Source organism: Salinisphaera sp. C84B14 (assembly GCF_040361435.1).
Classification (GTDB): domain Bacteria; phylum Pseudomonadota; class Gammaproteobacteria; order Nevskiales; family Salinisphaeraceae; genus Salinisphaera.
The window spans coordinates 18,362-40,840 of record NZ_APNL01000012.1 but is presented as its reverse complement, the minus strand read 5'-3'; the positions used below and the strand labels follow the sequence as shown (position 1 = coordinate 40,840).

The window sequence follows — 22,479 nt, the reverse complement described above, 5'->3', positions numbered from 1 at the left end:
GCGATGACTGATTTTCCAGCCGCGAGTTCTTCGCGCACGAGAACCGACGGAATCGGCCGACGCCGTGAGTGGTCAATACCTGCCAGGCAAGTCACGATATGCATGCGCTGACTGTTGGTCGCCCAGGCTGGCCTACAGGCTTTCACGGGCTGAGCGAGAGGAGTTCTTATGAGTGGTGCGTTGTCGGATATCCGCGTGCTGGACCTGACACGGGTGTTGGCAGGGCCCTGGGCGGCGCAAGTGATGGGCGACCTGGGCGCCGAGGTGATCAAGGTCGAGCGCCCGGGTCGAGGCGACGATACGCGTGGGTGGGGGCCGCCTTACCTAGAAGACGCCGAGGGCCGGCCGACGTCGGAATCCGCCTACTTTCTTGGCGCCAACCGTAACAAGCGCTCGGTCGAGATCGATATCTCATGCGCCCAGGGGCAAGCGCAGATAAGGCAGCTGGTGGCCGAGTCGGATGTTCTGCTCGAGAACTTCAAAGTTGGCGACCTGGCTCGGTACGGCTTGGACTACGCGACCTTGAGCGAGATCAATCCTCGCTTGGTGTACTGTTCGATCACCGGCTTCGGCCAGGATGGCCCGTATGCCGGAAAGCCCGGCTACGATTTTCTTATTCAGGCCATGGGCGGGCTGATGAGTATCACCGGACGCCCGGACGATCAGCCCGGCGGCGGCCCCATGAAGAGCGGGGTCGCGTTAACCGATATAACGACCGGGCTTTATGCGTTGGTCGCCGTGCTTGCCGCGCTCAATCGACGCCATCAGAGCGGCGTGGGCCAATACATCGATGTGGCGTTGTTCGATGTTCAGGTCGCCTGTCTGGCGAACCAGGCGTCAGCTTATTTGACGTCGGGCCGCGTTCCGCACCGTATGGGTAACGCCCATCCAAGTATCGTCCCCTATGAGGACTTCCCCACCGCCGACGGGGAAATCATCTTGACGATCGGCAACGATCAGCAGTTCGCGCGTTTTTGTGACGCTGCAGAACATGCCGAGTGGAAGGACGATGAGCGATTTGCAACCAACGCCGCACGCGTCGAGCATCGCAAGGTTCTCGTGCCTCTGATACGCCAAACCACGGTGATGCGCACAACCGATCAATGGGTCGCCCTGCTCGACGCGGCCGGTGTGCCCTGCGGGCCGGTCAACAGTATCGACGATGTATTCCGTGACCCACAGGCGCAGCATCGCGACTTGCGAATCACAATGGCGCATCCGTTGCAGCGCGAGCTGAGTTTGGTGGCGAGTCCGCTGCGGCTATCGGAGTCGCCCGTTGCGTATCGGCGGCCACCGCCGATGCTGGGCGAGCATACCGACGAAGTGCTGCGTGAGATCCTGGGAGACTGAACCCGGGCCCGACTTCGATCCAGGCTTCAGGGGTTTAAGCAGTCGCTTTGGCAGGCCTTTGCGTCGCGTAGGCAAGGGCTGCCAGGCCGGCGAATTCTGGGCCTTGTCGGTTCTTCGCACCCGCGATGTGCGCCTCAAATTCAAGAACGATGGCTGATTGAGGCATTCACCCCGAAAGGCGTTCGCGGCGTCTGCCCTAGTGAATCGATCGGGGGCGTATCTGCGAGGTCTGGTTCAGGCCGGCAGCGAACGCGTCGGCCTCGACGGCGGGGCTGAACAGATAGCCCTGCACCTCGTCGCAATTCAGCTCGGCGAGCGTGCTCAGCTGGGATTCGAGTTCCACGCCTTCGGCGACGACGTCGAGCTCGAGCGAATGGGCCAGATCGATGATCGAACGCACGATCGCGTTGCCGCTGTCGACGTTATTGCCCAGCCGTGCAACGAAGGCTCTATCGATCTTGAGCTGGTCGATCGGCAGGTCGCGCAGATAAGACATGCTCGACAGGCCGGTTCCAAAATCGTCGATGGATATGCGTATGCCCTGACTACGCAACTTACCCAGCGTGTGCAGGGCTTGTTGAAGCTCGGGCACGGCCGCGGTTTCGGTGATCTCGCAGATCAGATCGCGCGGGGAGAGTCCGAATTCGGCCAGGATGGCGGCGATGGTGGTGGCCAGGGCCGGATCGCGCAGACAGCTGGCCGACAGGTTGAACGCGATCGGAGGTACGTGCAGGCCCTGGCTGCGCCAGTCGCGTATGTCGGCACAGATAGCGCGCAGCATGCAGTTCTGCAGACTGCTGATCTGGCGCGAGCGTTCGGCGACGGCGATGAACCGATCCGGCGGCACGAAACCATCGGCCGGGTGGTGCCAGCGTGCCAGGGCTTCGGCGCCGACCAGGCGCCGCGTACGCACGTCGTATTTGGGCTGGTAATAGGGTTGGATCTGCCCGCAGTCGATCGCTTCACTCAATTCGCTTCGAATGGTGACATCGCGCTCAACGCTTTGTGCCAGCTCGGAGGTGAAGAAGGCGTACTGATCGCGGCCGGCCTGCTTGGCGCTGTACATCGCCATATGCGACGCGGTAATCAGGCCCGCTGCGTCGTAGGCGTCGATCGGGTAGCGGGCCACGCCGATGCTGCCCGACAGCCGCGTCTGGCCGGAGTGGATATCCCGGATCAGCGCAAGCAAGCGCTCGCAGTGGCGATGCAGGCTGCGACTGCCGACGTCGCCGGTCATCAGGATCAAGAATTCGTCGCCACCGACACGGGCGACGGTATCGCCCGCCTGGGCGGACTGGCTAATGGCCTGGGCGAGGCGGGTGAGCAGCGTATCGGCGGCATCGTGCCCGAGGCTGTCGTTGATTTGCTTGAAACGGTCCAGGCCGATATGCAGCAGCGCGGCGCGCTGGCGGTTGGCGTGCGCAGACATGATGGCCTGTTCCAGGCGCTCGCGCAGCAACGGTCGATTGCCAAGCTGGGTGAGGGGGTCGTGGCGGCTGGCGTGGTGCAGCTGCAGATTCGCCATGTCCAGCGATCGCACCAGCTGCGCGGTGCGCCTGTGCATACGCCGATCCAGGGCGATTGCAATGAGCAGGGTCGCCGACAGCAGCACGGTTGTATTGCAGATCAACAGCGCCAGCCAGCGCCAATCCAGCTCGCTGGCGGCCGCACTCGTACTGGCGGCAGGAAACTGGGCGGCCTGAATACCGACATAGTGCGTGCCCACGACGCCGATCGCCAGCAGCAGCGCGCCCGCAGACTTGCGCCCGAAGGCGCTCAGTCCGCTGGCCGAGGGCCGGCTGAAGGCGATGCGCAGAGACGTATTGCAGGCAGCGATGGCCACGAGTATCGATAGCGCGACCCATACGCGGTCGTAGACGATCGGCGGCCTGATCTGCATCGACCCGATGCTTAGATAGTGGAGGGCCAGGATAGTGCCGGCCAGCAGCAGGCTGGCGCCGAACAGCTCGGTTCGGGTCGGTCGCTGTCGTATGAGCAGGGCCAGTGCAACGAGCGAAGCCAGCACGCCCATCAGCCAGGCCAGGGCACAGATATCGACTCGAAAGCCGATATCGATAGGCAATGCCAGAGCGAGCGTGCCCAGCAGATGCGTCGACCAAATGCCGGTGCTCAGAGCGATCGCACCGGCCACGAGCCAGGCATAGCGAGATACCTCGGGCATGGTCCGTATCCGGCTCGCCAGATCGAGCGCGGTATACGCAGCCATCAGCGCGCACGCCAATGATGCGGCCACCAGTCGGTCGTCGTACGTGGCGGTTAAAAAATCCATCCCCCGTCCCCGCAGCGCATCGTCAAATACTTGGGCTGTGCGCTGGCCTGTCTAGATGCGACTCTTTCGTTTATAGGGAGTGCGTCTTTCTTTGTCTACAATGCCTGCCGATCGAGCCGGCGCAGCGCCTGTGTGCCGCGCCGTGCGGCGTCCCTATTCAAACGGCGGCTCATGCTGCCAATCGAAAAAATCGGGCATATCGCTGGATACGCGGTTGGGGAAGTTCGCCGGTCGTTTTTCCAGAAATGACGAGACCCCTTCCTTGGCGTCTTCCGAGCGCCCACGAGCACGAATTGCCTGGCTATCGATACGATGCGCATCCATGGGATGGCCCTGTGCATGCATGCGCCAGAGCAGCTGGCGGGTCATGGCGATGGAGACCGGCGCACTTTCGTCGGTAAGTTCGTGCGCGAGTGCGACCGCTGCACCGTAGAGGTCGTCTGCGGCATGCAGCGAGCGCACCAGGCCCCGCTCATGGGCCTCGCTGGCCGGAAACACGCGGCCGGAATAGCACCATTCCAATGCGGTCGACATGCCTACCGCGCGGGTGAGAAACCACGACGAGGCGGCTTCGAGGGTGATACCGCGGCGTGCGAACACAAAGCCGAACTTGGCCGTGTCGGCCGCGATACGGATATCCATGGGCAGCTGCATGGTGGCGCCGATGCCCACCGCCGCGCCGTTGATCGCACCGATGACGGGTTTGAGGCTGCGATAGATCCGCAGCGTGACCTGGCCGCCGCCGTCGCGAACGTGGTCCTCGCCCTGGCGCTTGTCGTAGTCGAAGGTATCGCCGCCCGACGACAGATCCGCGCCTGCACAGAACGCCCGCCCGCGGCCCGTGACGATCACCGCACGCACCGCATCGTTGGCGTCGGTATGGTCGAAGGCCGCAATCATCTCGTTCTTCATCTGCGGCGTGAAAGCGTTCATTTTCTCGGGACGGTCCAGCCACAGGGTGGCGATGCCGTCCTCGATATCCAGCGAGATGGTCGAGAATTGCGGTGCGGTCATGGGGGCTCCTCGCAGTTTATTCTTGGATTTGAGAAATGCGCGATCAGCGATCATAGCGTTTCTGCGGGCACGAACGACTCCGCAATTGCCCGCAGACGTCGTCAGACACCGCAGGCCGCTCCGCGGCTGTGGCGCCGCATACAAGGCGCGTTTCCCGGGAAAGAAAACATGGCTGCTTGCCTGCCACGGGCGCCAGCGCGCAACTTGAACACTGCCGGCTAAGGGCGCACGGCATGAAATCATTGCCGTTGGCAGTTCATAATCGCAGCCTTGGCGCGTATCGGTCGTGTTTGCTCGAACAGCCGGTCGGCGACGCGTTGCTATCCGTTTCAAGGACATGCCTGTGAAGACGCCCGGTTGGCAGAGCCACCCCGAACGCTACGATCTGCGCCATACCCTGGCGTTGCAATACGCGCATCTGGATACGATCCGGCACGTCAACAACGTGGCGGTGCACGGCCTGCACGTCGAGGCACGTATTCGCTATCAGCTGGCGGTGCTGGGGCAGGCGCATCTGTTTTCCGATACCGTACTGTTGCGCCCGCGTCGCACGCTCACCCAGTTCTTGCGGGAGACCCACTACCCCCACGATGTGACTTGCGCCACGCGCCTGGTCGAGGTGGCCGCCGATAGCTATCGCCTTGTTACCGGGCTGTTTCAGCTGGGCGAGTGCGTGGGTGTACAGGACTGCTTGATGGGCGCCTGGCATGCGGACCGCTGGGTCGCGCTGCCGCAAAACGTGCATGCGGCATTGGCAGAGCGCCGCGCCGCGCACGACGTGCCGGTCAACGACTGGCCGGCGGTGCCGCCCGAGCACGTACCGATATCGGGCTATCCGGCCGTGGCCGAGATTTCCGGGCGCTATGCCGATCTTGACCCGGATGCGGTGATCGGTGAACTGGCGGTTTCACGGTACATGGAGCAGTCGCGGGCCGGCACGCTGCGTCCCATCCGCAATGACCCGGCGCTGGGCATGCTCGTGGCCGGCGTGGATCTGAGCTATCACAGCTGGCATCGCGGCCGTGCCAACGTCCAGGTGACCTGCGGCATCGACCGGATCGGCAACAGCTCATTCGCCCTGGCCGGCGCGGCCGCGGTGGGCGACAAGCGGCTGGCCACCGCCCGTAGCACCATGGTGCTCATCGACCAAGAGCGGCATCGGCCGACGCCGATCACGGCGGACCTGCGTGCTTCGATGCAGGCGCTGTACATCAGCGCCGACGCAGCGGATGACGATCGTATCGTTGGCGGCATGCCGAGCGTTTAAGCCCCGGTCGACGACGGGCGGCGGCAGGGTCGACCCACCCAGAGCGGTTCGCGACCGCGATCGATCGCCCGTGCGGCGCGATTGGGATGGGCCGTCGCGCGTTCATTCTGTTACTATCCGCGCGCTCGAAAGGCCGGGGCCCGGTTCGTGTCATGTCACGGGCAGGCCAGGCCTTCAAGTCGAGCGCAGCCGCGCCCGTCGCGTTCGCGACCGCCACGCCGCCGTTCCGGCGGTTGCTGGCCCTGGCGCTTGCTCTGTGAAACGAATAATCCGGTGTCTGAGGTGACTGACAGACGCCATCGATGCCGGTGCCGTGCGGCCATGCCGCCCGACAGCGCGAGGTATCGTTCAGCAGGCACGAGACACGATGATCCAATCGATACGACAAACCTGGTTCTCCAATATCCGGGCCGACGTGCTCGCCGGCACGGTGGTCGCGCTGGCGCTCATTCCGGAGGCGATTGCCTTCTCCATCATCGCCGGGGTCGATCCGAAGGTCGGCCTCTATGCCTCCTTCTGTATCTGCGTGGTGATTGCGTTCGCGGGCGGACGCCCGGGCATGATCTCGGCGGCGACCGGGGCGATGGCGCTGTTGATGACCACGCTGGTGGCCGAACACGGGCTGCAGTACCTGCTCGCGGCCACGCTGCTGACCGGCGTGCTGCAGATCGTCGCCGGCGTGCTCAAGCTCGGTGAGCTGATGCGGTTCGTCTCCCGGTCCGTGGTCACGGGCTTCGTCAACGCCTTGGCCATTCTCATCTTCATGGCCCAGCTGCCCGAGCTCACGGGTGTGACCTGGCATGTCTATGCCATGACCGCAGCCGGGCTGGGCATCATCTACCTGTTTCCGTATGTGCCGGTCGTCGGGCGCATGCTGCCGTCGCCGCTGATCTGCATCCTCGTACTCACGGGCGTCTACATGGCCAGCGACATGGGCATCAATACCGTGGGCGACATGGGCGAGTTGCCGGATACGCTGCCCGTGTTCCTGTGGCCGGATGTGCCGCTGACGCTGGAGACGTTCTGGATCATCCTGCCGTATTCGATCATGTTGACCGTGGTCGGCCTGATGGAATCGATGATGACGGCCACGATCGTGGACGATCTCACCGATACGCCCAGCGACAAGAACCGCGAATGCCGCGGGCAGGGCATCGCCAACATCGGCGCGGGCCTGCTGGGCGGCATGGCCGGCTGCGGCATGATTGGCCAGTCGGTCATCAACATCAAATCGGGCGGTCGCACTCGTTTTTCCACGCTGACCGCCGGTGTCGTGCTGCTGGTAATGGTGGTGTTCCTGTCCGACTGGGTGTCGCTCATTCCCATGGCGGCACTCGTAGCCGTGATGATCATGGTTTCGGTCGGCACCTTCAGCTGGGAATCGCTGCGCGACATGCGCAATCATCCGATGAGCACGAACGTGGTGATGGTCACCGTCGTTGCCGTGGTGGTGGCCACCCACAATCTGGCGATCGGCGTGTTCGTGGGCGTGCTGCTGTCATCGCTGTTCTTCGCCAACAAAGTGGGGCGGCTGCTCTATATCGGCAGTCGCGAAACCGACGACGGCCGCTCGCGAGAGTATGAAGTGGTCGGGCAGGTGTTCTTCACTTCGGCCGAGAAGTTCGTGGCCGGCTTCGACTTCAAGGAGGCGCTGGACCACGTGCGCATCGACCTGCGTCGTGCCCATTTCTGGGATATCACCGCGGTCGGCGCGCTCGACAAGGTGGTGCTCAAATTCCGGCGCGAGGGTGCCGAGGTCGAGGTGGTCGGGCTCAACGAAGCCAGTGCCACCCTGGTCGACCGCATCGCCGTGCACGACAAGCCCGACGCTGAGAAACTGCTCGGCGGTCATTAGCAATAACAAGTAACCGAGGAGTTCTCATGAGCGAGCGCCACGTCACCGCTTGTATCGACGGGTCGGCCTATTCCCAGGCGGTCTGCGATGCGGCTGCCTGGGCGAGCCTGCGCCTGGATATCGGGCTGACCTTCGTGCACGTCATCGACAAGACCGGGCGCGCGGCCGAGTCCGATGTGAGTGGCCAGATCGGCCTCGGGTCGCGCGAGCACCTGCTTGCCGAGCTGGCGCAGCTCGACGAGCAGCGCGCCCGTCTGGAGCGCGAGCAGGGCCGCATCATGCTCGATGCCGCCTGCGAGCGCGCCGCGGCCGACGGCGTGGCCAATGCCGCCTCGCGCCAGCGCCACGGCGCGCTGGCCGAAACCCTGGTGGAAATGGAAAGCGAAACCCGCCTGCTCGTGCTCGGCAAGCGCGGTGAAACCGCCGATACCGCCCACGAGCATCTGGGTTCCAATCTCGAACGGGTGATTCGCTCGCTGCATTGCCCGATGCTGATTACGCCGCCTGCGTTCAAAACACCCGAGCGGATCGTCGTTGCCTTCGACGGCAGCCGTACCTCGAAGGCGATGATCGAACGTATCGCCGCCAGCCCGCTGTTTGCCGGCGTGGTCTGTCATCTGGTTTATGTCGGCGATGCCAGCGACGACTGCCGCACCAAGCTCGACGAGGCCAAGGTCGCGCTCGAGGCTGTCTGCGGCGAGGTCACGATCGCCGTGCTCGAGGAGGGCGAGGTCGAGGCCACGCTGCGCGCCTACGAACAGGCCAATGATATCGACATGCTGGTGATGGGCGCCTATGGCCATTCGCGCATCCGCCATCTGCTGGTGGGTAGCACCACCACCGAAATGATTCGTCATGCGAACCTGCCGGTACTGATCCTGCGCTAGCAGATTGTTTTCGGGCAAGAAAAAGGGGCGATTCATCGCCCCTTTTTTCGTTCGGCCCGCAGTCCTGTCGTGGTTTCAAACGCCTTCTATCACGGCGTCATCACCACCTTGATGCAGCCATCTTCCTTGGCATTGAAGTTGGCATAGGCCTGGGGCGCGTCGCTCAGCCCGTAGCGATGGGTGATAATGAACGATGGGTCGATCAGCCCCTGTTCCACGGTATTGAGCAGGCCCTTGAGATAACCCTGCATATGGGTCTGGCCGCCCTTGACCGACAGCGACTTGTTCATCAGCGCGTTGATCGCGAAACCGTCCACCTTGTCGGTATAGACGCCCGGCAGCGACAGCCGCCCGCCCTTGCGTACCGACATGATCATTTCGTTGATCGCATGCGGATGATTGTCTTCCGTGGAATCCGCGCTGCGGCGTATGGCTTCCGGGTCGCCCTGACCATGGGCTTCGGCGCCCACGCAGTCGATGCCGCAGTCCGGCCCGCGCCCGCCGGTCATGTCGAGCAGCTTGCTGTAGACGTCGTCTTCTTCGAAGTTGATCACCTCGGCCCCGGCTTTTTCTTGGGCCAGCTTCAGGCGCTCGGGTACGCGATCGATGGCGATGACGCGGCCCGCGCCCATCATCCAGGCGCTGCGAATCGCGAACTGGCCGACCGGGCCACAGCCCCAGATGGCGACCGTGTCGCCGGCTTCCATATCGCATTGATCGACGGCCTGGTAGCCGGTCGGGTAGATGTCCGACAGAAACAGCAGCTGATCGTCGCGCAGGTCGGATTCGACCTTGATCGGGCCGACGTCGGCATAGGGTACGCGCACGTACTCGGCCTGGCCGCCGGGGATGCCGCCGAGCACATGCGAATAGCCGAACAGGGCGGCCGGCGAATGGCCCATCAACTCGGCGGCCTGATCGGCGTTCGGGTTGGAGTTGTCGCACAGCGAATACAGATGCTTGTTGCAGAAAAAGCAGCTGCCGCAGGAAATGGTGAAGGGTACGACCACGCGATCGCCCTTTTTGAGATTGTTCACGGCCGAGCCGGTTTCCACGACTTCGCCCATGAACTCGTGGCCGAGCACGTCGCCGGCCTGCATGCCGGCCATCAGGCCGTTGTAGAGGTGCAGATCGGAGCCGCAGATCGCGGTGGCGGTGATCTTGATGATGGCGTCGCGATCCTGCTGGATGGTCGGATCCTCGACGTTGTCGACGCGTACGTCGTGGGTGCCGTGCCAGGTGAGTGCTTTCATAAGGCGCTCGCTGTGGTTCGAAAGCTTGAATCTGCATCCTGCATGCAGGCGCGGCGCCCGTGGAATGCGCAATATCACTGAACCTCGCGCCGGGAAAAGACTTTTGCCCTGGCTGCAGCAACGCACTCGAAAACGCCGCCGGCTCGGGGCCGAGCCGGCGGCAGGGCAGTGCTACAGCACGCCTTTTTGCTTGGCTGTATGGGTCGCGATCACATCCATGAGGGTGGGCGACAGGCAGTCGTAGGGTTCCAGGCCGGCATCGTGCAGGTGACGGCGGATTTCGCCCATCCGGTTGGGGTCGGTGCCGGCTTCGATGATCGACGACACGAAGGCCGCGAACTGTGGCGGTTCCCAGCCCTGCTCGTCGGAGAGTTCGGTATGAATGAAGTCGAGGCCGTAGAACGGATGCTTGCTGTCTTCGATATGCCCGACCATGTGGGTGCCGCAGTCGCGGCAGGCGTGACGTTTGATCGCCGCGTTCTCGTTGACGACCTTCAGCTTCTTCTCGTTTTCACGGATCTTGACGCTGTCGCTGGGCACCACCGCGATCTGGGCGAAGGTGGCGCCTTCGGGTTTCCAGCACATCGTGCAGCCACAGACATGGTTGTGCGCGCACTGGGAAGAAACCTCGACCTGGACAGGGTCTTTGCTGCAGCGGCATTTGAGCGTGCCGCCGGAGAAATTCTCTGCTGCCGGCGTCATGCCTTTATCGACGCTGGGATGTATCGTGATCGTCATGGCTGTTCCTCGTCTCGCAATTAATCGATTTATGGGCCGTCGGCCTGTTGTGTGCCGGCGTTCGCGCCGGTTCGCGATCCACACTACGCCCTCGATGAAACCGAGCGAATGCGACGTAAGCAGGGTGCCGCGAACGGGCAGTGCCGTGTCGGGGCTGCCTCGTCGATGAGCGCCGCAGTGCTTTTCTGGAGCCTGGCCGGCTGGCTGCTGGGGTCGCTGGTGTTCGAGGCGATCGTATGTCTGCGCCAGTGGCGCCATCTGGCGGCCGAGCTGCGCGCGCCTTCGCAGCAACGGCTTCTGCGCTATGGCCAGCGGCGGGCGCTATTTCAATGGCTGGCAGGCTTCGAACGCGTGGCACGTATCGTCTTCTGGCTTGCCAGCGGCGCGCTCGCGGGCCTGTATGCCGGCCTCGAGGCCTACGCGTGGGCCGGCGTGCTGGCGTTTGCTGTCGTATTCGCGGCCCTCGATCAGCTGCTGTGCGAGATGCGGGTGTGGGCACGCTGGCGGTTCGTCGAGCGTACCGCCGGTATGTCGACCCGCACGTTCGCCGCGGTCGCAGGCGACAGCGCCCGCCGCGTAATGCTCAATGCGACGCTCGCGGTGCCGGCTTGCCTCTGGGTTCTGTGGCCGTTCGCCGTGGCGCCGTTCGGCTGGGCCTGGCCGGCGAGCGGGGTGCTGATGATCGTGGGCACGGCTTTCTTGTTCTGGGCACGGCCGAATCTCATCGCGCCGCTGTTCGAGCGTTTCGAGCCGCTTGCGCCCGGCGAGCTGCGTCAGCGCCTCGAGGCCATGATGCAGCGCTGCGGTACGCGCCTGGAGCAGGTCCTGGTGGTGGATACCTCGCGCCGCTCGCGCGGGGCCAACGCCTATTTCACCGGCCTGGGCCGATCCAAGCGGGTGGTGCTTTCGGATACGCTGATCGCTCACCTGTCGGCGGCAGAACTGGAGGCCGTCATGGCCCACGAGCTCGGTCATTACCGCTGTGGTCATCTGCAGCGTTTTTATGCCAGTCAGGCCGTGCTTCTGTTCGGTGGTTATCTCGCGATCGGTACGGTGGCGGCGTGGGCGGATCTGGCGGTAGCGCCGGCGCTGCTCGCGGTGGCGGCCTATCTGTTGTTGCCGGCGCTGGGCTGGCCGCTGCAGGGCTGGCAGTCCGCGCGCCGGCGGCGCTACGAATACGAGGCCGATGCCTATGCCGCCGAACACGCCCAGCCGGCCGCGCTGATCTCGGCGCTGGAGAAACTGCTGGCGAACAACCTCACCGCGCCGACCATGGACCGCTGGTATGCCGCGGTGTTTGCGACCCATCCGCCCGGGTCCGCGCGGCTGGCAAGGCTGCGCGCGATCGATGGCTAGCATGAGGCGGCAGCGCATGCGCGCGGGTTCATGCCTGCTGTGGCTGTGTCTGTTCGGGTATGCGCTCGGCGCGCCGGCAGCCACCACCGCGTCGATACCGGCCGATCCGCTGGACTCGTCGCGCTGGCGTTATATCGTGGCCGAGCATTTTCGCGACGCCCGGATTGTGTTCGACGAACGCGTGCAGGTGTTCGCGCCGGGCGCGGGCGAAGACGGCCGGGCCACTCCGGTTTTCCTGCGCATATCCGGCCTGGAAGACGTACGCCACATCCGCGTGCTGGCGGATGCCGCCGCCCCCGGTGCGGTGCTGGATTATTTTCCGGGCGCGGCGCCGGCAGCGCGCGATTTCAGGCTGGGATTCGGTCTGCGCCTTGCCCAGGCCACGCCCCTGCGGGCGGCCGTACTCACGGGCGACGGCGTATGGCATATCGGCGGCCGCTGGATCGATGCCCAGGGCGGCGGCTGTGCCGCGCCGAGCATGACCGCGAGCGATGCAGCAGAGCCAGGCGCGGGGCCTGGCATCGAGGCGCAGGTCTGGCCGCGACCGGAAGGTTATCAACGCTTGAAGTTTCGTATTCGACAGCCGGCGTCGGACAGCGAGTCGGTGCCCGCGATCGACCGGATCAGCGTAAGCGATAGCGCGGGCGAGCCGCGCGCACGGCTGGTTCCGGGCAAGTCGCTGGCCACCACGGCGGTATTCACCCTGGATATCGCCGGCCGCGAACCGTTGCATATCGAGGTGCGCGACGTCCGGGCGCAGCGCTATAGCAAGGACGTAGCCCCGGCTGCCAGGGCCGCGTCGCCGTGATGTCGGCGCGTTTTATCGTTCTGCTGTGCCTGTGGCTGCTGTCTGCCATCACGCCGGCTGGCGCCGACGACTATTACGAGCTGGTCCCGCAACGCGTCGCGCCCGATACCTATGTATTCCTCGGCGCGCTCGAGGCCTTCGATTTCGACAACCATGGCGCGGTGGCCAACAGCGGCTTCATCGTGACCGAGCAGGGCGTGGTGGTGATCGATACCGGCCCGTCGCGCCTCTACGGCGAAGCCATGCGCGCCGCCATCGCCCGCGTCACGGACCGGCCGGTGGTGCGGGTGTACATCACCCATGCCCATGCCGACCATTTTCTGGGCAACAACGCCTTCGCGGATGTGCCTATTGCTGCGCTACCGGCCACCGCACGGACCATCCGTAGCGCCGGCGAGGCGATGGCCCGACATCTCTACGACCGCGTCGGCGCGGCCATGCGTGGTACATCGGCCGTGGTGCCGGATGAGATCATCGTGCCCGACATGGAGCCGGTCGTGGACTACGGCGATCACCGGCTCGAACTGATCGCCACGGCCGGGCACAGTCCGGCCGATCTCATGATTCTGGATCGTCGTACCGGCGTGCTCTTTGCCGGCGACGTCGTATTCCACGACCGGGCGCCGGCCACGCCGCATGGCGATATCGCCGGCTGGCAGCAGGCGCTGGCAGGCGCAGCCCGTACCGGTTTTCGTATCGTGGTGCCCGGGCACGGACCGGTGGCAAGCGACGACACACCGCTCGAGCAGACCGGTGCCTATCTGCGCTGGCTGGTCGAGCGCCTGCAGGCGGGGGCGGCGCGCGGCGACAGCGCTGCCGAACTGATGTTCGAAGCGCTGCCGCCGCGCTGGGCCGCGCTGGCCGTACAGCCAGCCGAATACCGGCGCTCGGTGACGTATCTTTATCCGGCGCTGGAAAAGGCGACGCTCGAGTAGCGGCGTCCGGGGGTCGTCGGCCGGCGCGGCTAGCCGAAGCTGTCGCGCACGATGTTTTGATACCAGGCACGGGCATAGTCGGCTTCGGCGGCGCGGGTTTGCGAGTCGGCCGCCAGCGCGGATATGCCGCCGGCGTTTGCGATGGCGGCCAGCGTATCGCCATCGAGCCGATATACCTCGGTAATACTGATGCCGTAGTCCGGGGCTACCAGGCTGTAGCAGGCGTTGATCAGCTTTGTTTCCACGGCCGGCTCGCCGGCCAGGTCGCGGGCGATGGCATGGGCACACAGCTTGGCCTGCATGTTGGCGGCATAGGCGGATTTGGGCATGGGCTCGGCACGGGCGGCATCGCCGATCACATGCACGCCCGCGTAGCCGGCCACCGAGAAATCGTGGGCCGCGACCGGCACCCAGCCGGCGGCGTCGGTCAGTCCGGCATCGCCCGCCAGACGCCCGGCCCGTTGCGGCGGAATGATATTGAGCACGTCGGCTGCGTATTCGTCGCCGCTGATCGTACGCACGCACCGGCTCTGGCTATCCACCGCCACCACGCGTGCGCCGTCGCGCCGGCCGCCGCGCCACTGCAGCCGTTCGCCGTAGCGTGTGCCCCAGGCGGTGCGAAACAGCGGCTCCTTGGAAAAATGATCCTTGGCGTCGAGGATCAGCACGCTGGCCTGCGGTTTGTGCTGCTTGAGAAAGTGGGCGATCAGGCTGGCCCGCTCGTAGGGCCCCGGCGGGCAGCGATAGGGATTGTCCGGCACGCTGATCACCACCCGGCCGTTGTCGGGCATGGCCCGCAGCTGTTGGCGCAGGGTGCGCAGCGCTTCGGCGCCGCCGGGCCAGGCATGGGGAATACGCTCGACCTGTGCCGGGCCGTAGCCGTCGATCGCGGCCCAGTCGAAATCGATACCGGGGGCGATTACCAGCCGGTCGCCGCCGATGGTGCGGCCGTCGGCCAGCCGGATACGGCGCGCGGCCGGTTCGACCCCGTCGATATCGGCATGCACGATGCGAACGCCGGCCGCGCTCAGGCCGGCGTGGCCCTGGGTGATGGACGAGATCGGGCGCAGGCCGGCGATCACCGCATTGCAAAACGGGCCGGTGACGAAATGCGGCTGGCGATCCACCAGCGTCACGCGCACCTGAGGGGCGAGCCGGCGCAGGGCGAGCGCACAGCTGGCGCCCGCGAAACCGCCGCCGGCAATCACCACCGTCGAGGGCGCGGCCCGTGCGCGACGCAGCGGCAGGCCGAGCGCACCGAGCGCGGCCGCGCCGGCCAGCCCGCGCAGCAGGGTTCGGCGATCGTTAGGGAAGCTCTGCATAACCTGTCGCGGTCGCGCTGGCGTGCTTTGCGCGTGATTGACAAGGAAGTGAGAGCGTAGCGTGCTTGCTGCACGGTAGCGAACACTGACGCCGATCAAGCGGGCGCAAAGCCCCGGCCCCGAAGGGGTTCGGCCTCACAGACGCCGCGACTGCGTTGCCGAGCTTGGCCTGCCAATGAGGCAGGCGCTGCGCTCGGACGCCTTGTCGCACCGTCTGTGAGGACTCGAACGCGATCCGCGAGAGGTTATGCAGAGCTTCCTTAGGGGGCATGGCGCTGTTCGTTGTCGCCGCGGTCGAGCGCGGCGAAATAGTCGGCCAGTGCGGCGGTCTGTGCCGCGTCATAGGCGGGGGCGATACGGTTCATGATCGTCCCGTCGCCGTGGCGAAATGCCTGCATGCGGTCCATGAAGACATGCCGGTTCATGCCGGCAAGCGAAGGCAGGCCGGCAACGGAGCGCCCCTCTGGACCGTGGCAGGCACTGCAGGCGCTAGCCAGCATCTCGCCTTCGCCCGCGGCCGCCACAGCAGCAGCGAACACGGTCAGCAGCGCGGCGATGACACGGGCCCGATATCTCATCCTTTCGAAACTACGCCCGGCACGCCCGGGCGGCAAGCGCGGGCCAGGACGGCGGGCGAACGGCGCCATCGCCTGCCGAGCATTGTTCCTGCCGGACGGTCTGCGACTATTCGCGGGCTTGCGCCCCGCGGCCCTTAGCGGGCAATTTAAGCTTTCAAACAACGATATATCCCGGCCCGTGTGCAAACGCGGCGGGATGACGAATAACGCGGTCGGCGCAAGAGCCGACCCAGGGCGACGGTGTCAAGGCGGTGCGGCCAAGAGATCGGGCAGGAGAATCCATGACGACACCCGTGCGTGGTGCAAGGCGGCTATGGCTGGCAGGTCTGATCCTGCTCGTGTCGTTGCTGGGTGGCTGTTCGGGCGATACGCCGGATAACGTCGACGAGCCGCTGCGGATCGGCGTGCTCAAGTTCGGCACCGTCAGCTGGGAGATGGATACGATCCAGCGCCATGGCCTGGCCGCAAAGCACGATGTGGCCATCGAGGTGGTACCGCTGGCTTCGGAGAACGCGCTGGCGGTGGCGCTGCAGGGCGGGCGCGTCGATCTGATCGTCTCCGACTGGCTGTGGGCAGCGCGCCAGCGCGCCGACGACCGCCGCTATCAGTTCGCGCCCTATTCGCGGGCGGTGGGCGCGGTGATGGTCAACCCGGCATCGGGGGTGACCACGCTGGCCGATCTCGACAACAAGAAGCTGGGCATCGCCGGCGGCCCGGTGGACAAGACCTGGCTGCTGCTGCGTGCCTACGCGCAGAAGACCCGGGGCATGGATCTGGAACAGGCGGTCGAGCCGACCTTTGCCGCGCCGCCGATGATCAATCGGCTGCTGCTCGAGGGCGATCTGCCGGCCGCGGTGAATTTCTGGCACTACAACGCACGCCTGTCGGCGCTGGGCATGCGTCCGCTGGTCAGCGTCGAGCAGATGCTCGAAGGCCTGGGTATCGATACGGTGCCGCCGCTGCTTGGCTGGGTGTTCGCCGAGGACTGGGCCGACCAACACCGGGCCGAACTGCAGCATTTTCTGGCCGCCAGCCAGGATGCCAAGCGCCTGCTCGATGAGTCCGACGAGGCCTGGGCGCCGCTCAAGGTGATGATCAAGCCGGAAAGCGAGGCCGTTTTTGCCGCGATCCGTGACGGCTACCGCGCCGGCATCATCAAACGCTACGGCGCCCCCGAAATTGCGGCGGCAGGGCAGCTGTTCGACGTGCTCGCCAGCGAAAGCGACGGCCGGCTCACCGGCGGCGTGACCCGGCTGTCGCCCGACGTGTTCTGGGATGGCTATCGCCAGCCGTGACATGGCGCGGGTGCGTTCGCCCGTGAATCGGCGTCCGGCGCTGGTGCGTGCGGGGTCGTTCGCCGGCCTGGTGCTGGTATGGCAGATCGTCGCGCTTGTTGCCCGCAGCGACGTGCTGCCCGGCCCGCTGGCGGTGCTGGAAGCGCTGTTCGCGCATACGCTGTCGGGCGAGCTGCCCTACCATCTGACAATCACCCTGGCCCGCGTGGGCGTGGCCTTTATGCTGGCGATGGCCATCGGCACCGCGGTGGGTATCGTGCTCGGGCGTTATCGCCAGCTCGATCTCGTGTTCGACGGCGCGCTGGTGCTGGGGCTCAATATCCCGGCGCTGGTGACCATCATCCTTTGCTACGTGTGGTTCGGCCTGAACGACGTTGCCGCGGTGCTGGCGGTCGCGCTCAACAAGATTCCCACCGTGGTGGTGATGGTGCGCGAAGGTGCGCGCGCGGTGGACCCGAAACTGCTTGCCGTGGCCCAGGCTTACCGCGTGCCCTGGATGGTGTCTTTGCGGCAGGTGTTTCTGCCGCAGCTCTATCCCTATCTCATGGGCGCTGCCCGTAGTGGCCTGGCCCTGATATGGAAGATCGTGCTCGTGGTGGAGCTACTCGGACGCAGCAACGGCGTGGGTTTTCAGCTGCATGTGTACTACCAGTTCTTCGATATCAGCAGCATTCTGGCGTACACGCTGGCGTTTGCGGGCGTGGTGCTGCTCATCGAAGCCTGTGTCATGCGCCCGCTCGAAAACCGGCTCTCGCGGTGGCGGGCATGAGCGGTCTGCATATTCATATTCGCGAAAAGCGCTTCGACGGCGCAGCCGTTCTGGGCGAATGCTGCATCGAGGCCGCACCGGGCGAGTTCATCGCGCTGGTCGGCCCCTCCGGCGCCGGCAAGAGCACGCTGCTTTCGCTGGTGGCCGGCCTGGATGACGACTACGACGGCGAAATCAACTGGGAAGGCCGGCCGCTGTCGGCCCCCGGTCAGTCACCGGCGCATATGGGCATGATGTTTCAGGAGCCGCGGCTCATGCCCTGGCTGAGCGCGCTCGATAACGTCAAGCTCGCCGAGGCCGAACGCAGCGCGCACGAGCCCGGCTATCGGTCCCGGGCTGCGGGGCTGCTCGAAGAAGTGGGCCTGGGCGAGGCGCTGCACGTCTGGCCCAATCATCTGTCGGGCGGCATGCAGCGACGGGTGGCGCTGGCGCGGGCGTTCGTGGTCGAGCCGCAGCTGTTGCTCATGGACGAACCGTTCGTATCGCTGGATATGCCGACCGGCAATCGCCTGCGTCGTTCGCTGCTGCAGCTGTGTGAACGCCAGCGCCCGCTGGTGCTGTTCGTCACCCACGATCTGCGCGAAGCGCTGGCGCTGGCCGATCGCGTCGTATTTCTCGGCGGTACGCCGGCCCGCGTGCTGCTCGATCATCCGGTCGAAGGCGCACGCGGCAAAGATCTGGAAAGCGCCGAGGTAGCCGCGGCACAACAGGCCCTGCTGGCGCGTTACCCACGGCTGCTCTCCGGCATACTCGATCCGGGCCAGCCTCTGGCCACCCACGAGGACACTGCATGAGCCACGCTGCTTTGAAAGTCGATGCGGTCAGCAAATCCTATGGCGCGCTGAAGGCGCTCGATGCGCTGTCGCTTCGCGTCGAACCGGGCGAGTTCGTGGCATTGCTCGGCCCGAACGGTGCCGGCAAGAGCACGCTGTTCCAGCTGCTGACCGGGTTGTTCGTGCCCGATGAAGGCGCGATCGAAGTCGCCGGCCACGACATGCGGCGCGACGCGCGTGCGGCACTGGCCAAGCTCGGCGTGGTGTTTCAGCAACCCACGCTCGATCTGGATCTGAGCGTGGTGGCGAATCTGAAGTTTCATGCCCGCCTGCATGGCATGGGGGGCAGAGCAAAAGCCCGTATCGACGACGAGCTGGCGCGTATCGGCCAGGCCGAGCGCGCCCAGGACCCGGCCCGGGCGTTGTCGGGCGGCAACCGGCGCAAGATCGAACTCGCCCGGGCGCTGCTGCACGAGCCGGCCCTGCTGCTCATGGACGAGCCGACCGTGGGCCTCGACCCCGGCTCGCGCGAGTTGCTGGTCGACTATGTACACAAGCTCTGTGCCGAGCGTGGCATGGGCGTGCTCTGGGCGACCCATCTGGTGGATGAGGCCGAGCGCGCACACCGCGTGATCGTGCTGCACAAGGGTCAGCGCATTGCCGTGGATACGCCGCGCGTGCTGTGCGAACAAACCGATACGGCTTCGCTGGGGGCCGCGTTTCTCGCGCTCACCGGCGAGGCGCCAAAGAAAAAAGAGGAGACCGTCTGATGCGTTTCAATCGATACAAACAGGCCCGGCTGGCGGTAGCGGCAGCGTGTCTGGCTGCTAGCCCGGCGCTGTTTGCGGCCGGCACCGGCAATGTCTATGTCTCCAGCGAAGACGATGACCTGGTTACTGTTTTCGACGGCCAGAGCATGGAAAAGATCGACACCATCGCGGTGTCCGAGCGCCCGCGCTGGCTCGCCTTTTCGCCCGACCACAAAAAGCTGTACGTGGCCTGTGGTGACGGCGACTCCATCGATGTCATCGATATCGCCCAGGGCAAGGTAAGCGACCGGCTCACCGATATCGACGACCCCGAAATCTTTGCCATCGGCCCGGACGGCAAGCGTCTTTATATCTCCAACGAAGACGATGCCCAGTTCACCATCTACGACATTGGCGCCAAGAAAACCCTGACCCGGATCGATGTTGGCCAGGAGCCCGAAGGCGTACTGGTCACGCCCGACGGCAAGACCGCCTACGTGACGTCGGAAGTGGCGAATATGGTGCACCGCGTGAACCTGGACAGCCACGAAATCGAAGCCAATATCGTGGTCGGCAACCGGCCGCGGCGTTTTGCGCTGTCCGCGGACGGCAACACGCTGTGGGTGACCAACGAGCTGTCCGGCTCGGTATCGCTGATCGATACGCAGACCAATGAAGTCAGTGACACCATCGAATTCAAGCCGCAGGGCTTTCGCCCGGAAGACGTCACCCCTGTGGGTATCAAAATCTCCGAGGATGGGCAGAGCGCCTTCGTTACGCTCGGGCGCGCGAATCACGTGGCGTTCGTGAACGCGAAAACGCATGCCGTGGAGGACTATGTGCTGGTCGGAGACCGTGCCTGGGGCATCGCCCAGAGCCGTGACGGCAAACAGCTGTATATCACCAACGGTCTGTCCGACGACATGTCGATCGTCGATATCGCCGCGCACAAGACGTTGCGCTCGGTCCCGGCCGGGCGCGTGCCGCATAGCGTGGTTATCGACACGCTCGCCGAATGAGCATGGCCCGTTTCGCGACAATGGCGATGTGGCCCGCATTGCGGCGGGCAGCGCTGCTGTGTCTTTGTCTCGGCGCAATGCTTTGTATGTTGCCGAGCCCGGCCGTCGCCCAGCAGAATCTCGAAGAATTCGACCTGGGCTATATCGGCTGGAACGACGACCCGCGCTATTCGCCGGCGCGCATGCAGCGCGAATACCAGGGCGAGCCCTGGGGGCGGCCCGTGGCTGGTGCCCGCGTGGCCATCGACGAAGCACGTTTCCCCGGTATTGCGGCGGGGGTGAAGTTCGGCCTCGACGAAAAACTAGTATCGAATACGCGCGAGGTGCTGGACACGGTACGCCGCATGCGCGATAGCGGCACCCGGTTCATCCTGCTCGATCTGCCGGCCGGTACGGTTTCGCGGGTGGCGGCCGAGTTCGCCGGCGACGACCTGACGTTGTTCAACGTGGCCGCCCATGACGATCGCCTGCGCGGTGCCCATTGCCAGGCGAACCTCCTGCATACGATCCCGTCGGATGCCATGCGCAACGATGCGTTGGCGCAGTATCTGGTGTCGCGGCAATGGAAGAACGTATTGCTGCTGGTCGGCCCCGAATCGGCCGACAAGGTGCTGGCCCGGTCATTTGAGCGGTCGGCAAAGCGTTTCGGGTTGAATATCACCGGCACGCGCGCATTCGTGCTCGGCAACAACCCGCGCGAGCGAGAGCACAACAACCCCAAGCTGCTGACCTCCGGTGTGGACTACGACGCGGTCTATATCGCCGATATCCAGGGTGAATTCGCCCGCAACGCCAATTTCGCCATTCAGAAACCGCGCCCCGTGGTGGGCAGCGGCGGTCTGGTGCCCCAGGCCTGGCATTGGGCCTGGACGCGCCACGGCGCGCGTCAGCTCAACAATCGACTGGAAAAGAAGGCCGACCGGCATATGACGGCCTACGACTGGGCTGCCTGGGTGGCAGTAAAAGCCGTGGTGGAGGCCGTGCAGCGTACCGACAGCACCGACTACGCAAAGCTCGCGGCCTATATTCGCGGCGACGAAATCAATCTCGACGGCTTCAAGGGCTATCGCATGGGGTTTCGTGACTGGGACGGCCAGCTGCGCCAGCCCATGCTGCTGGGCAGCGGCAACTGGGTGGTTGCACGGGCACCGCTGGAGGGATTTCTGCACCCGGACAACTATCTCGACACGCTCGGCTTCGACCCGCGCGAATCGGCCTGCAAGCTCGCAACCGACCACAAGGGGGCCTGATCCATGGCCCGTATTGCCCATGTGTTCGAGGCGCTGGTGGCGGTGTCCTCGCGCGAAACCGTCAAGTTCATGCACCAGCGGGGCCGGCTGGCCTCGGCGGTGGTCCGTCCGAGCCTGTGGCTGCTGATCTTCGCGGCCGGCTTCAAGAACGTATTCGGCATTTCCGTGCTGCCGCCCTACGACAGCTATATCGAGTATCAGGTCTACGTGGTGCCGGGCCTGCTCGGCATGGTGCTGCTGTTCAACGGCATGCAGTCGTCGCTGGCCATGGTCTACGACCGCGAGATGGGGCTCATGCGCCTGCTGCTCACCGCGCCCCTGCCACGCTCGGTGCTGTTGGCCTGCAAGCTGCTCGCCGGTACGTTTCTGTCCGTGCTGCAGGCCTACGCGTTTCTCGTGGTGTGTGCCTTGTTCGGTGTCGATCTGCCCTGGTGGCCGGGCCTGCTCACTGTCTTGCCGGCACTGATACTCACCGGGCTGATGCTCGGGGCGCTGGGTCTGCTGCTGTCGGTGTATATCAAGCAGCTGGAGAACTTCGCCGGCACCATGAACTTCGTGATCTTTCCCATGTTCTTCCTGTCGCCGGCGCTATATCCGCTCTGGCGGCTGCAGGAATCGGGGGCGACCGTCATCTATCAGCTGTCGCGTATCAACCCTTTTACTCATGGCGTCGAGCTGGTGCGTTTCGCCTTATACGGTCAGATCAACGTCCTAGCGCTCGCGGTCGTGGCAGCTACGCTGGTCGTGTTCTTCGCACTCGCCGTCTGGGGCTACGATCCGCAGCGGGGGCTGGTACGCCGGAAGGGATAGGGCCGAGCCACGAACGCGCGGTCGAGGGCGCAGCCAGGCGCGCCACGTGCGTTTGCTGCTGCGCCGCGTCAAATCCAGGAACGCGCCGCCATTGCTGTCCAGGCGAGTCGGCAGTCCGGTCGCGCACCGCACATACGCGATGGTGGCGGGCGTTGCCGATC

General features: G+C 65.1%; 20 protein-coding genes. 14 read left to right on the top strand and 6 right to left on the bottom strand.

Annotated features, from left to right (window positions below; translation table 11 throughout):
• Nucleotides 1–168 precede the first annotated feature (168 nt).
• Complete coding sequence (locus C84B14_RS11565; RefSeq protein WP_353224244.1) at nucleotides 169–1,350, top strand: CaiB/BaiF CoA transferase family protein; 1,182 nt, start codon at nucleotides 169–171, stop codon at nucleotides 1,348–1,350.
• A 196-nt stretch (nucleotides 1,351–1,546) separates the two neighbouring features.
• On the opposite strand, the gene C84B14_RS11560 is transcribed toward C84B14_RS11565, so the two are convergent.
• Together C84B14_RS11560 and C84B14_RS11555 are read right to left on the bottom strand one after the other, a co-directional pair.
• Complete coding sequence (locus C84B14_RS11560; protein ID WP_353224242.1) at nucleotides 1,547–3,640, bottom strand: putative bifunctional diguanylate cyclase/phosphodiesterase; 2,094 nt, start codon at nucleotides 3,638–3,640, stop codon at nucleotides 1,547–1,549.
• Nucleotides 3,641–3,793: 153 nt separating this feature from the next.
• On the bottom strand, nucleotides 3,794–4,654 hold the full coding sequence (locus C84B14_RS11555) for a crotonase/enoyl-CoA hydratase family protein (RefSeq protein WP_353224240.1): 861 nt from the start codon (nucleotides 4,652–4,654) through the stop codon (nucleotides 3,794–3,796).
• A 343-nt stretch (nucleotides 4,655–4,997) separates the two neighbouring features.
• On the opposite strand from C84B14_RS11555, the gene C84B14_RS11550 reads away from it, so the two are divergent.
• The 3 genes from C84B14_RS11550 to C84B14_RS11540 all read left to right on the top strand — a co-directional run bounded on the left by C84B14_RS11550 (nucleotide 4,998) and on the right by C84B14_RS11540 (nucleotide 8,663).
• On the top strand, nucleotides 4,998–5,921 hold the full coding sequence (locus C84B14_RS11550) for an acyl-CoA thioesterase (RefSeq protein ID WP_353224238.1): 924 nt from the start codon (nucleotides 4,998–5,000) through the stop codon (nucleotides 5,919–5,921).
• Nucleotides 5,922–6,288: 367 nt separating this feature from the next.
• Nucleotides 6,289–7,776 carry a SulP family inorganic anion transporter gene (locus C84B14_RS11545; RefSeq protein ID WP_353224236.1) on the top strand — a complete coding sequence of 496 codons (1,488 nt, stop codon included), beginning with the start codon at nucleotides 6,289–6,291 and terminating at the stop codon, nucleotides 7,774–7,776.
• A gap of 26 nt (nucleotides 7,777–7,802) precedes the next feature.
• Nucleotides 7,803–8,663 carry a universal stress protein gene (locus C84B14_RS11540; RefSeq protein WP_353224234.1) on the top strand — a complete coding sequence of 287 codons (861 nt, stop codon included), beginning with the start codon at nucleotides 7,803–7,805 and terminating at the stop codon, nucleotides 8,661–8,663.
• A gap of 89 nt (nucleotides 8,664–8,752) precedes the next feature.
• Here the strand turns inward: C84B14_RS11540 and C84B14_RS11535 are convergent, their stop codons facing one another.
• Together C84B14_RS11535 and gfa are read right to left on the bottom strand one after the other, a co-directional pair.
• Complete coding sequence (locus tag C84B14_RS11535; protein WP_353224232.1) at nucleotides 8,753–9,916, bottom strand: zinc-dependent alcohol dehydrogenase; 1,164 nt, start codon at nucleotides 9,914–9,916, stop codon at nucleotides 8,753–8,755.
• A 171-nt stretch (nucleotides 9,917–10,087) separates the two neighbouring features.
• Nucleotides 10,088–10,654 carry an S-(hydroxymethyl)glutathione synthase gene (gene gfa, locus C84B14_RS11530; RefSeq protein WP_348767013.1) on the bottom strand — a complete coding sequence of 189 codons (567 nt, stop codon included), beginning with the start codon at nucleotides 10,652–10,654 and terminating at the stop codon, nucleotides 10,088–10,090.
• Nucleotides 10,655–10,819: 165 nt separating this feature from the next.
• On the opposite strand from gfa, the gene C84B14_RS11525 reads away from it, so the two are divergent.
• From C84B14_RS11525 to C84B14_RS11515, 3 genes are read left to right on the top strand one after another with little or no spacing between them, the layout of a single operon-like run.
• Nucleotides 10,820–12,010 carry a M48 family metallopeptidase gene (locus C84B14_RS11525; protein WP_353224230.1) on the top strand — a complete coding sequence of 397 codons (1,191 nt, stop codon included), beginning with the start codon at nucleotides 10,820–10,822 and terminating at the stop codon, nucleotides 12,008–12,010.
• Nucleotides 12,011–12,026: 16 nt separating this feature from the next.
• Nucleotides 12,027–12,818, top strand: a complete 792-nt coding sequence (locus tag C84B14_RS11520; protein ID WP_353224228.1) for a thiosulfate oxidation carrier protein SoxY — start codon at nucleotides 12,027–12,029, stop codon at nucleotides 12,816–12,818.
• Nucleotides 12,818–13,753, top strand: a complete 936-nt coding sequence (locus C84B14_RS11515) for a quinoprotein relay system zinc metallohydrolase 1 (protein WP_353224226.1) — start codon at nucleotides 12,818–12,820, stop codon at nucleotides 13,751–13,753. Before C84B14_RS11520 ends, C84B14_RS11515 begins: the two co-directional genes overlap by 1 nt.
• A gap of 29 nt (nucleotides 13,754–13,782) precedes the next feature.
• On the opposite strand, the gene C84B14_RS11510 is transcribed toward C84B14_RS11515, so the two are convergent.
• Both C84B14_RS11510 and C84B14_RS11505 read right to left on the bottom strand, forming a co-directional pair.
• A complete protein-coding gene (locus C84B14_RS11510) occupies nucleotides 13,783–15,075 on the bottom strand; it encodes an FCSD flavin-binding domain-containing protein (protein WP_353224224.1) in 1,293 nt (430 codons plus the stop codon).
• A 260-nt stretch (nucleotides 15,076–15,335) separates the two neighbouring features.
• Complete coding sequence (locus tag C84B14_RS11505) at nucleotides 15,336–15,653, bottom strand: c-type cytochrome (protein WP_353224222.1); 318 nt, start codon at nucleotides 15,651–15,653, stop codon at nucleotides 15,336–15,338.
• Nucleotides 15,654–15,934: 281 nt separating this feature from the next.
• On the opposite strand from C84B14_RS11505, the gene C84B14_RS11500 reads away from it, so the two are divergent.
• The 7 genes from C84B14_RS11500 (at nucleotide 15,935) to C84B14_RS11470 (ending at nucleotide 22,318) form a co-directional block, all read left to right on the top strand.
• The gene (locus C84B14_RS11500; protein WP_353224220.1) at nucleotides 15,935–16,948 is read left to right on the top strand and encodes an ABC transporter substrate-binding protein; all 1,014 of its coding nucleotides are present in this window, start codon (nucleotides 15,935–15,937) and stop codon (nucleotides 16,946–16,948) included.
• Nucleotides 16,929–17,717: an ABC transporter permease gene (locus tag C84B14_RS11495; protein WP_353224218.1), complete on the top strand. Its 789-nt coding sequence runs from the start codon at nucleotides 16,929–16,931 to the stop codon at nucleotides 17,715–17,717. Before C84B14_RS11500 ends, C84B14_RS11495 begins: the two co-directional genes overlap by 20 nt.
• Complete coding sequence (locus tag C84B14_RS11490; protein ID WP_353224216.1) at nucleotides 17,714–18,511, top strand: ABC transporter ATP-binding protein; 798 nt, start codon at nucleotides 17,714–17,716, stop codon at nucleotides 18,509–18,511. Before C84B14_RS11495 ends, C84B14_RS11490 begins: the two co-directional genes overlap by 4 nt.
• The gene (locus tag C84B14_RS11485; protein ID WP_353224215.1) at nucleotides 18,508–19,260 is read left to right on the top strand and encodes a lanthanide ABC transporter ATP-binding protein PedB/LutE; all 753 of its coding nucleotides are present in this window, start codon (nucleotides 18,508–18,510) and stop codon (nucleotides 19,258–19,260) included. The genes C84B14_RS11490 and C84B14_RS11485 overlap by 4 nt, the downstream gene beginning before the upstream one ends.
• A complete protein-coding gene (locus C84B14_RS11480) occupies nucleotides 19,260–20,258 on the top strand; it encodes a PQQ-dependent catabolism-associated beta-propeller protein (protein ID WP_353224213.1) in 999 nt (332 codons plus the stop codon). Before C84B14_RS11485 ends, C84B14_RS11480 begins: the two co-directional genes overlap by 1 nt.
• Before the next feature lie 86 nt (nucleotides 20,259–20,344).
• Nucleotides 20,345–21,508, top strand: a complete 1,164-nt coding sequence (locus C84B14_RS11475; protein WP_353224211.1) for a lanthanide ABC transporter ABC transporter substrate-binding protein PedA1 — start codon at nucleotides 20,345–20,347, stop codon at nucleotides 21,506–21,508.
• Between the two features lie 3 nt (nucleotides 21,509–21,511).
• Nucleotides 21,512–22,318 (top strand): lanthanide ABC transporter permease protein PedC, encoded by an 807-nt coding sequence (locus tag C84B14_RS11470; RefSeq protein WP_353224209.1) that lies wholly within the window; start codon nucleotides 21,512–21,514, stop codon nucleotides 22,316–22,318.
• Nucleotides 22,319–22,479: the final 161 nt, after the last annotated feature.

Bases quoted from the DNA above. Each gene is read 5' to 3' on its own strand.
- C84B14_RS11565 (WP_353224244.1), top strand. From the start codon at position 169: ATGAGTGGTGCGTTGTCGGATATCCGCGTGCTGGACCTGACACGGGTG.
- C84B14_RS11560 (WP_353224242.1), bottom strand. From the start codon at position 3,640: ATGGATTTTTTAACCGCCACGTACGACGACCGACTGGTGGCCGCATCA.
- C84B14_RS11555 (WP_353224240.1), bottom strand. From the start codon at position 4,654: ATGACCGCACCGCAATTCTCGACCATCTCGCTGGATATCGAGGACGGC.
- C84B14_RS11545 (WP_353224236.1), top strand. From the start codon at position 6,289: ATGATCCAATCGATACGACAAACCTGGTTCTCCAATATCCGGGCCGAC.
- C84B14_RS11540 (WP_353224234.1), top strand. From the start codon at position 7,803: ATGAGCGAGCGCCACGTCACCGCTTGTATCGACGGGTCGGCCTATTCC.
- C84B14_RS11535 (WP_353224232.1), bottom strand. From the start codon at position 9,916: ATGAAAGCACTCACCTGGCACGGCACCCACGACGTACGCGTCGACAAC.
- gfa (WP_348767013.1), bottom strand. From the start codon at position 10,654: ATGACGATCACGATACATCCCAGCGTCGATAAAGGCATGACGCCGGCA.
- C84B14_RS11525 (WP_353224230.1), top strand. From the start codon at position 10,820: ATGAGCGCCGCAGTGCTTTTCTGGAGCCTGGCCGGCTGGCTGCTGGGG.
- C84B14_RS11520 (WP_353224228.1), top strand. From the start codon at position 12,027: ATGCGCGCGGGTTCATGCCTGCTGTGGCTGTGTCTGTTCGGGTATGCG.
- C84B14_RS11515 (WP_353224226.1), top strand. From the start codon at position 12,818: ATGTCGGCGCGTTTTATCGTTCTGCTGTGCCTGTGGCTGCTGTCTGCC.
- C84B14_RS11510 (WP_353224224.1), bottom strand. From the start codon at position 15,075: ATGCAGAGCTTCCCTAACGATCGCCGAACCCTGCTGCGCGGGCTGGCC.
- C84B14_RS11505 (WP_353224222.1), bottom strand. From the start codon at position 15,653: ATGAGATATCGGGCCCGTGTCATCGCCGCGCTGCTGACCGTGTTCGCT.
- C84B14_RS11500 (WP_353224220.1), top strand. From the start codon at position 15,935: ATGACGACACCCGTGCGTGGTGCAAGGCGGCTATGGCTGGCAGGTCTG.
- C84B14_RS11495 (WP_353224218.1), top strand. From the start codon at position 16,929: ATGGCTATCGCCAGCCGTGACATGGCGCGGGTGCGTTCGCCCGTGAAT.
- C84B14_RS11490 (WP_353224216.1), top strand. From the start codon at position 17,714: ATGAGCGGTCTGCATATTCATATTCGCGAAAAGCGCTTCGACGGCGCA.
- C84B14_RS11485 (WP_353224215.1), top strand. From the start codon at position 18,508: ATGAGCCACGCTGCTTTGAAAGTCGATGCGGTCAGCAAATCCTATGGC.
- C84B14_RS11480 (WP_353224213.1), top strand. From the start codon at position 19,260: ATGCGTTTCAATCGATACAAACAGGCCCGGCTGGCGGTAGCGGCAGCG.
- C84B14_RS11475 (WP_353224211.1), top strand. From the start codon at position 20,345: ATGTTGCCGAGCCCGGCCGTCGCCCAGCAGAATCTCGAAGAATTCGAC.
- C84B14_RS11470 (WP_353224209.1), top strand. From the start codon at position 21,512: ATGGCCCGTATTGCCCATGTGTTCGAGGCGCTGGTGGCGGTGTCCTCG.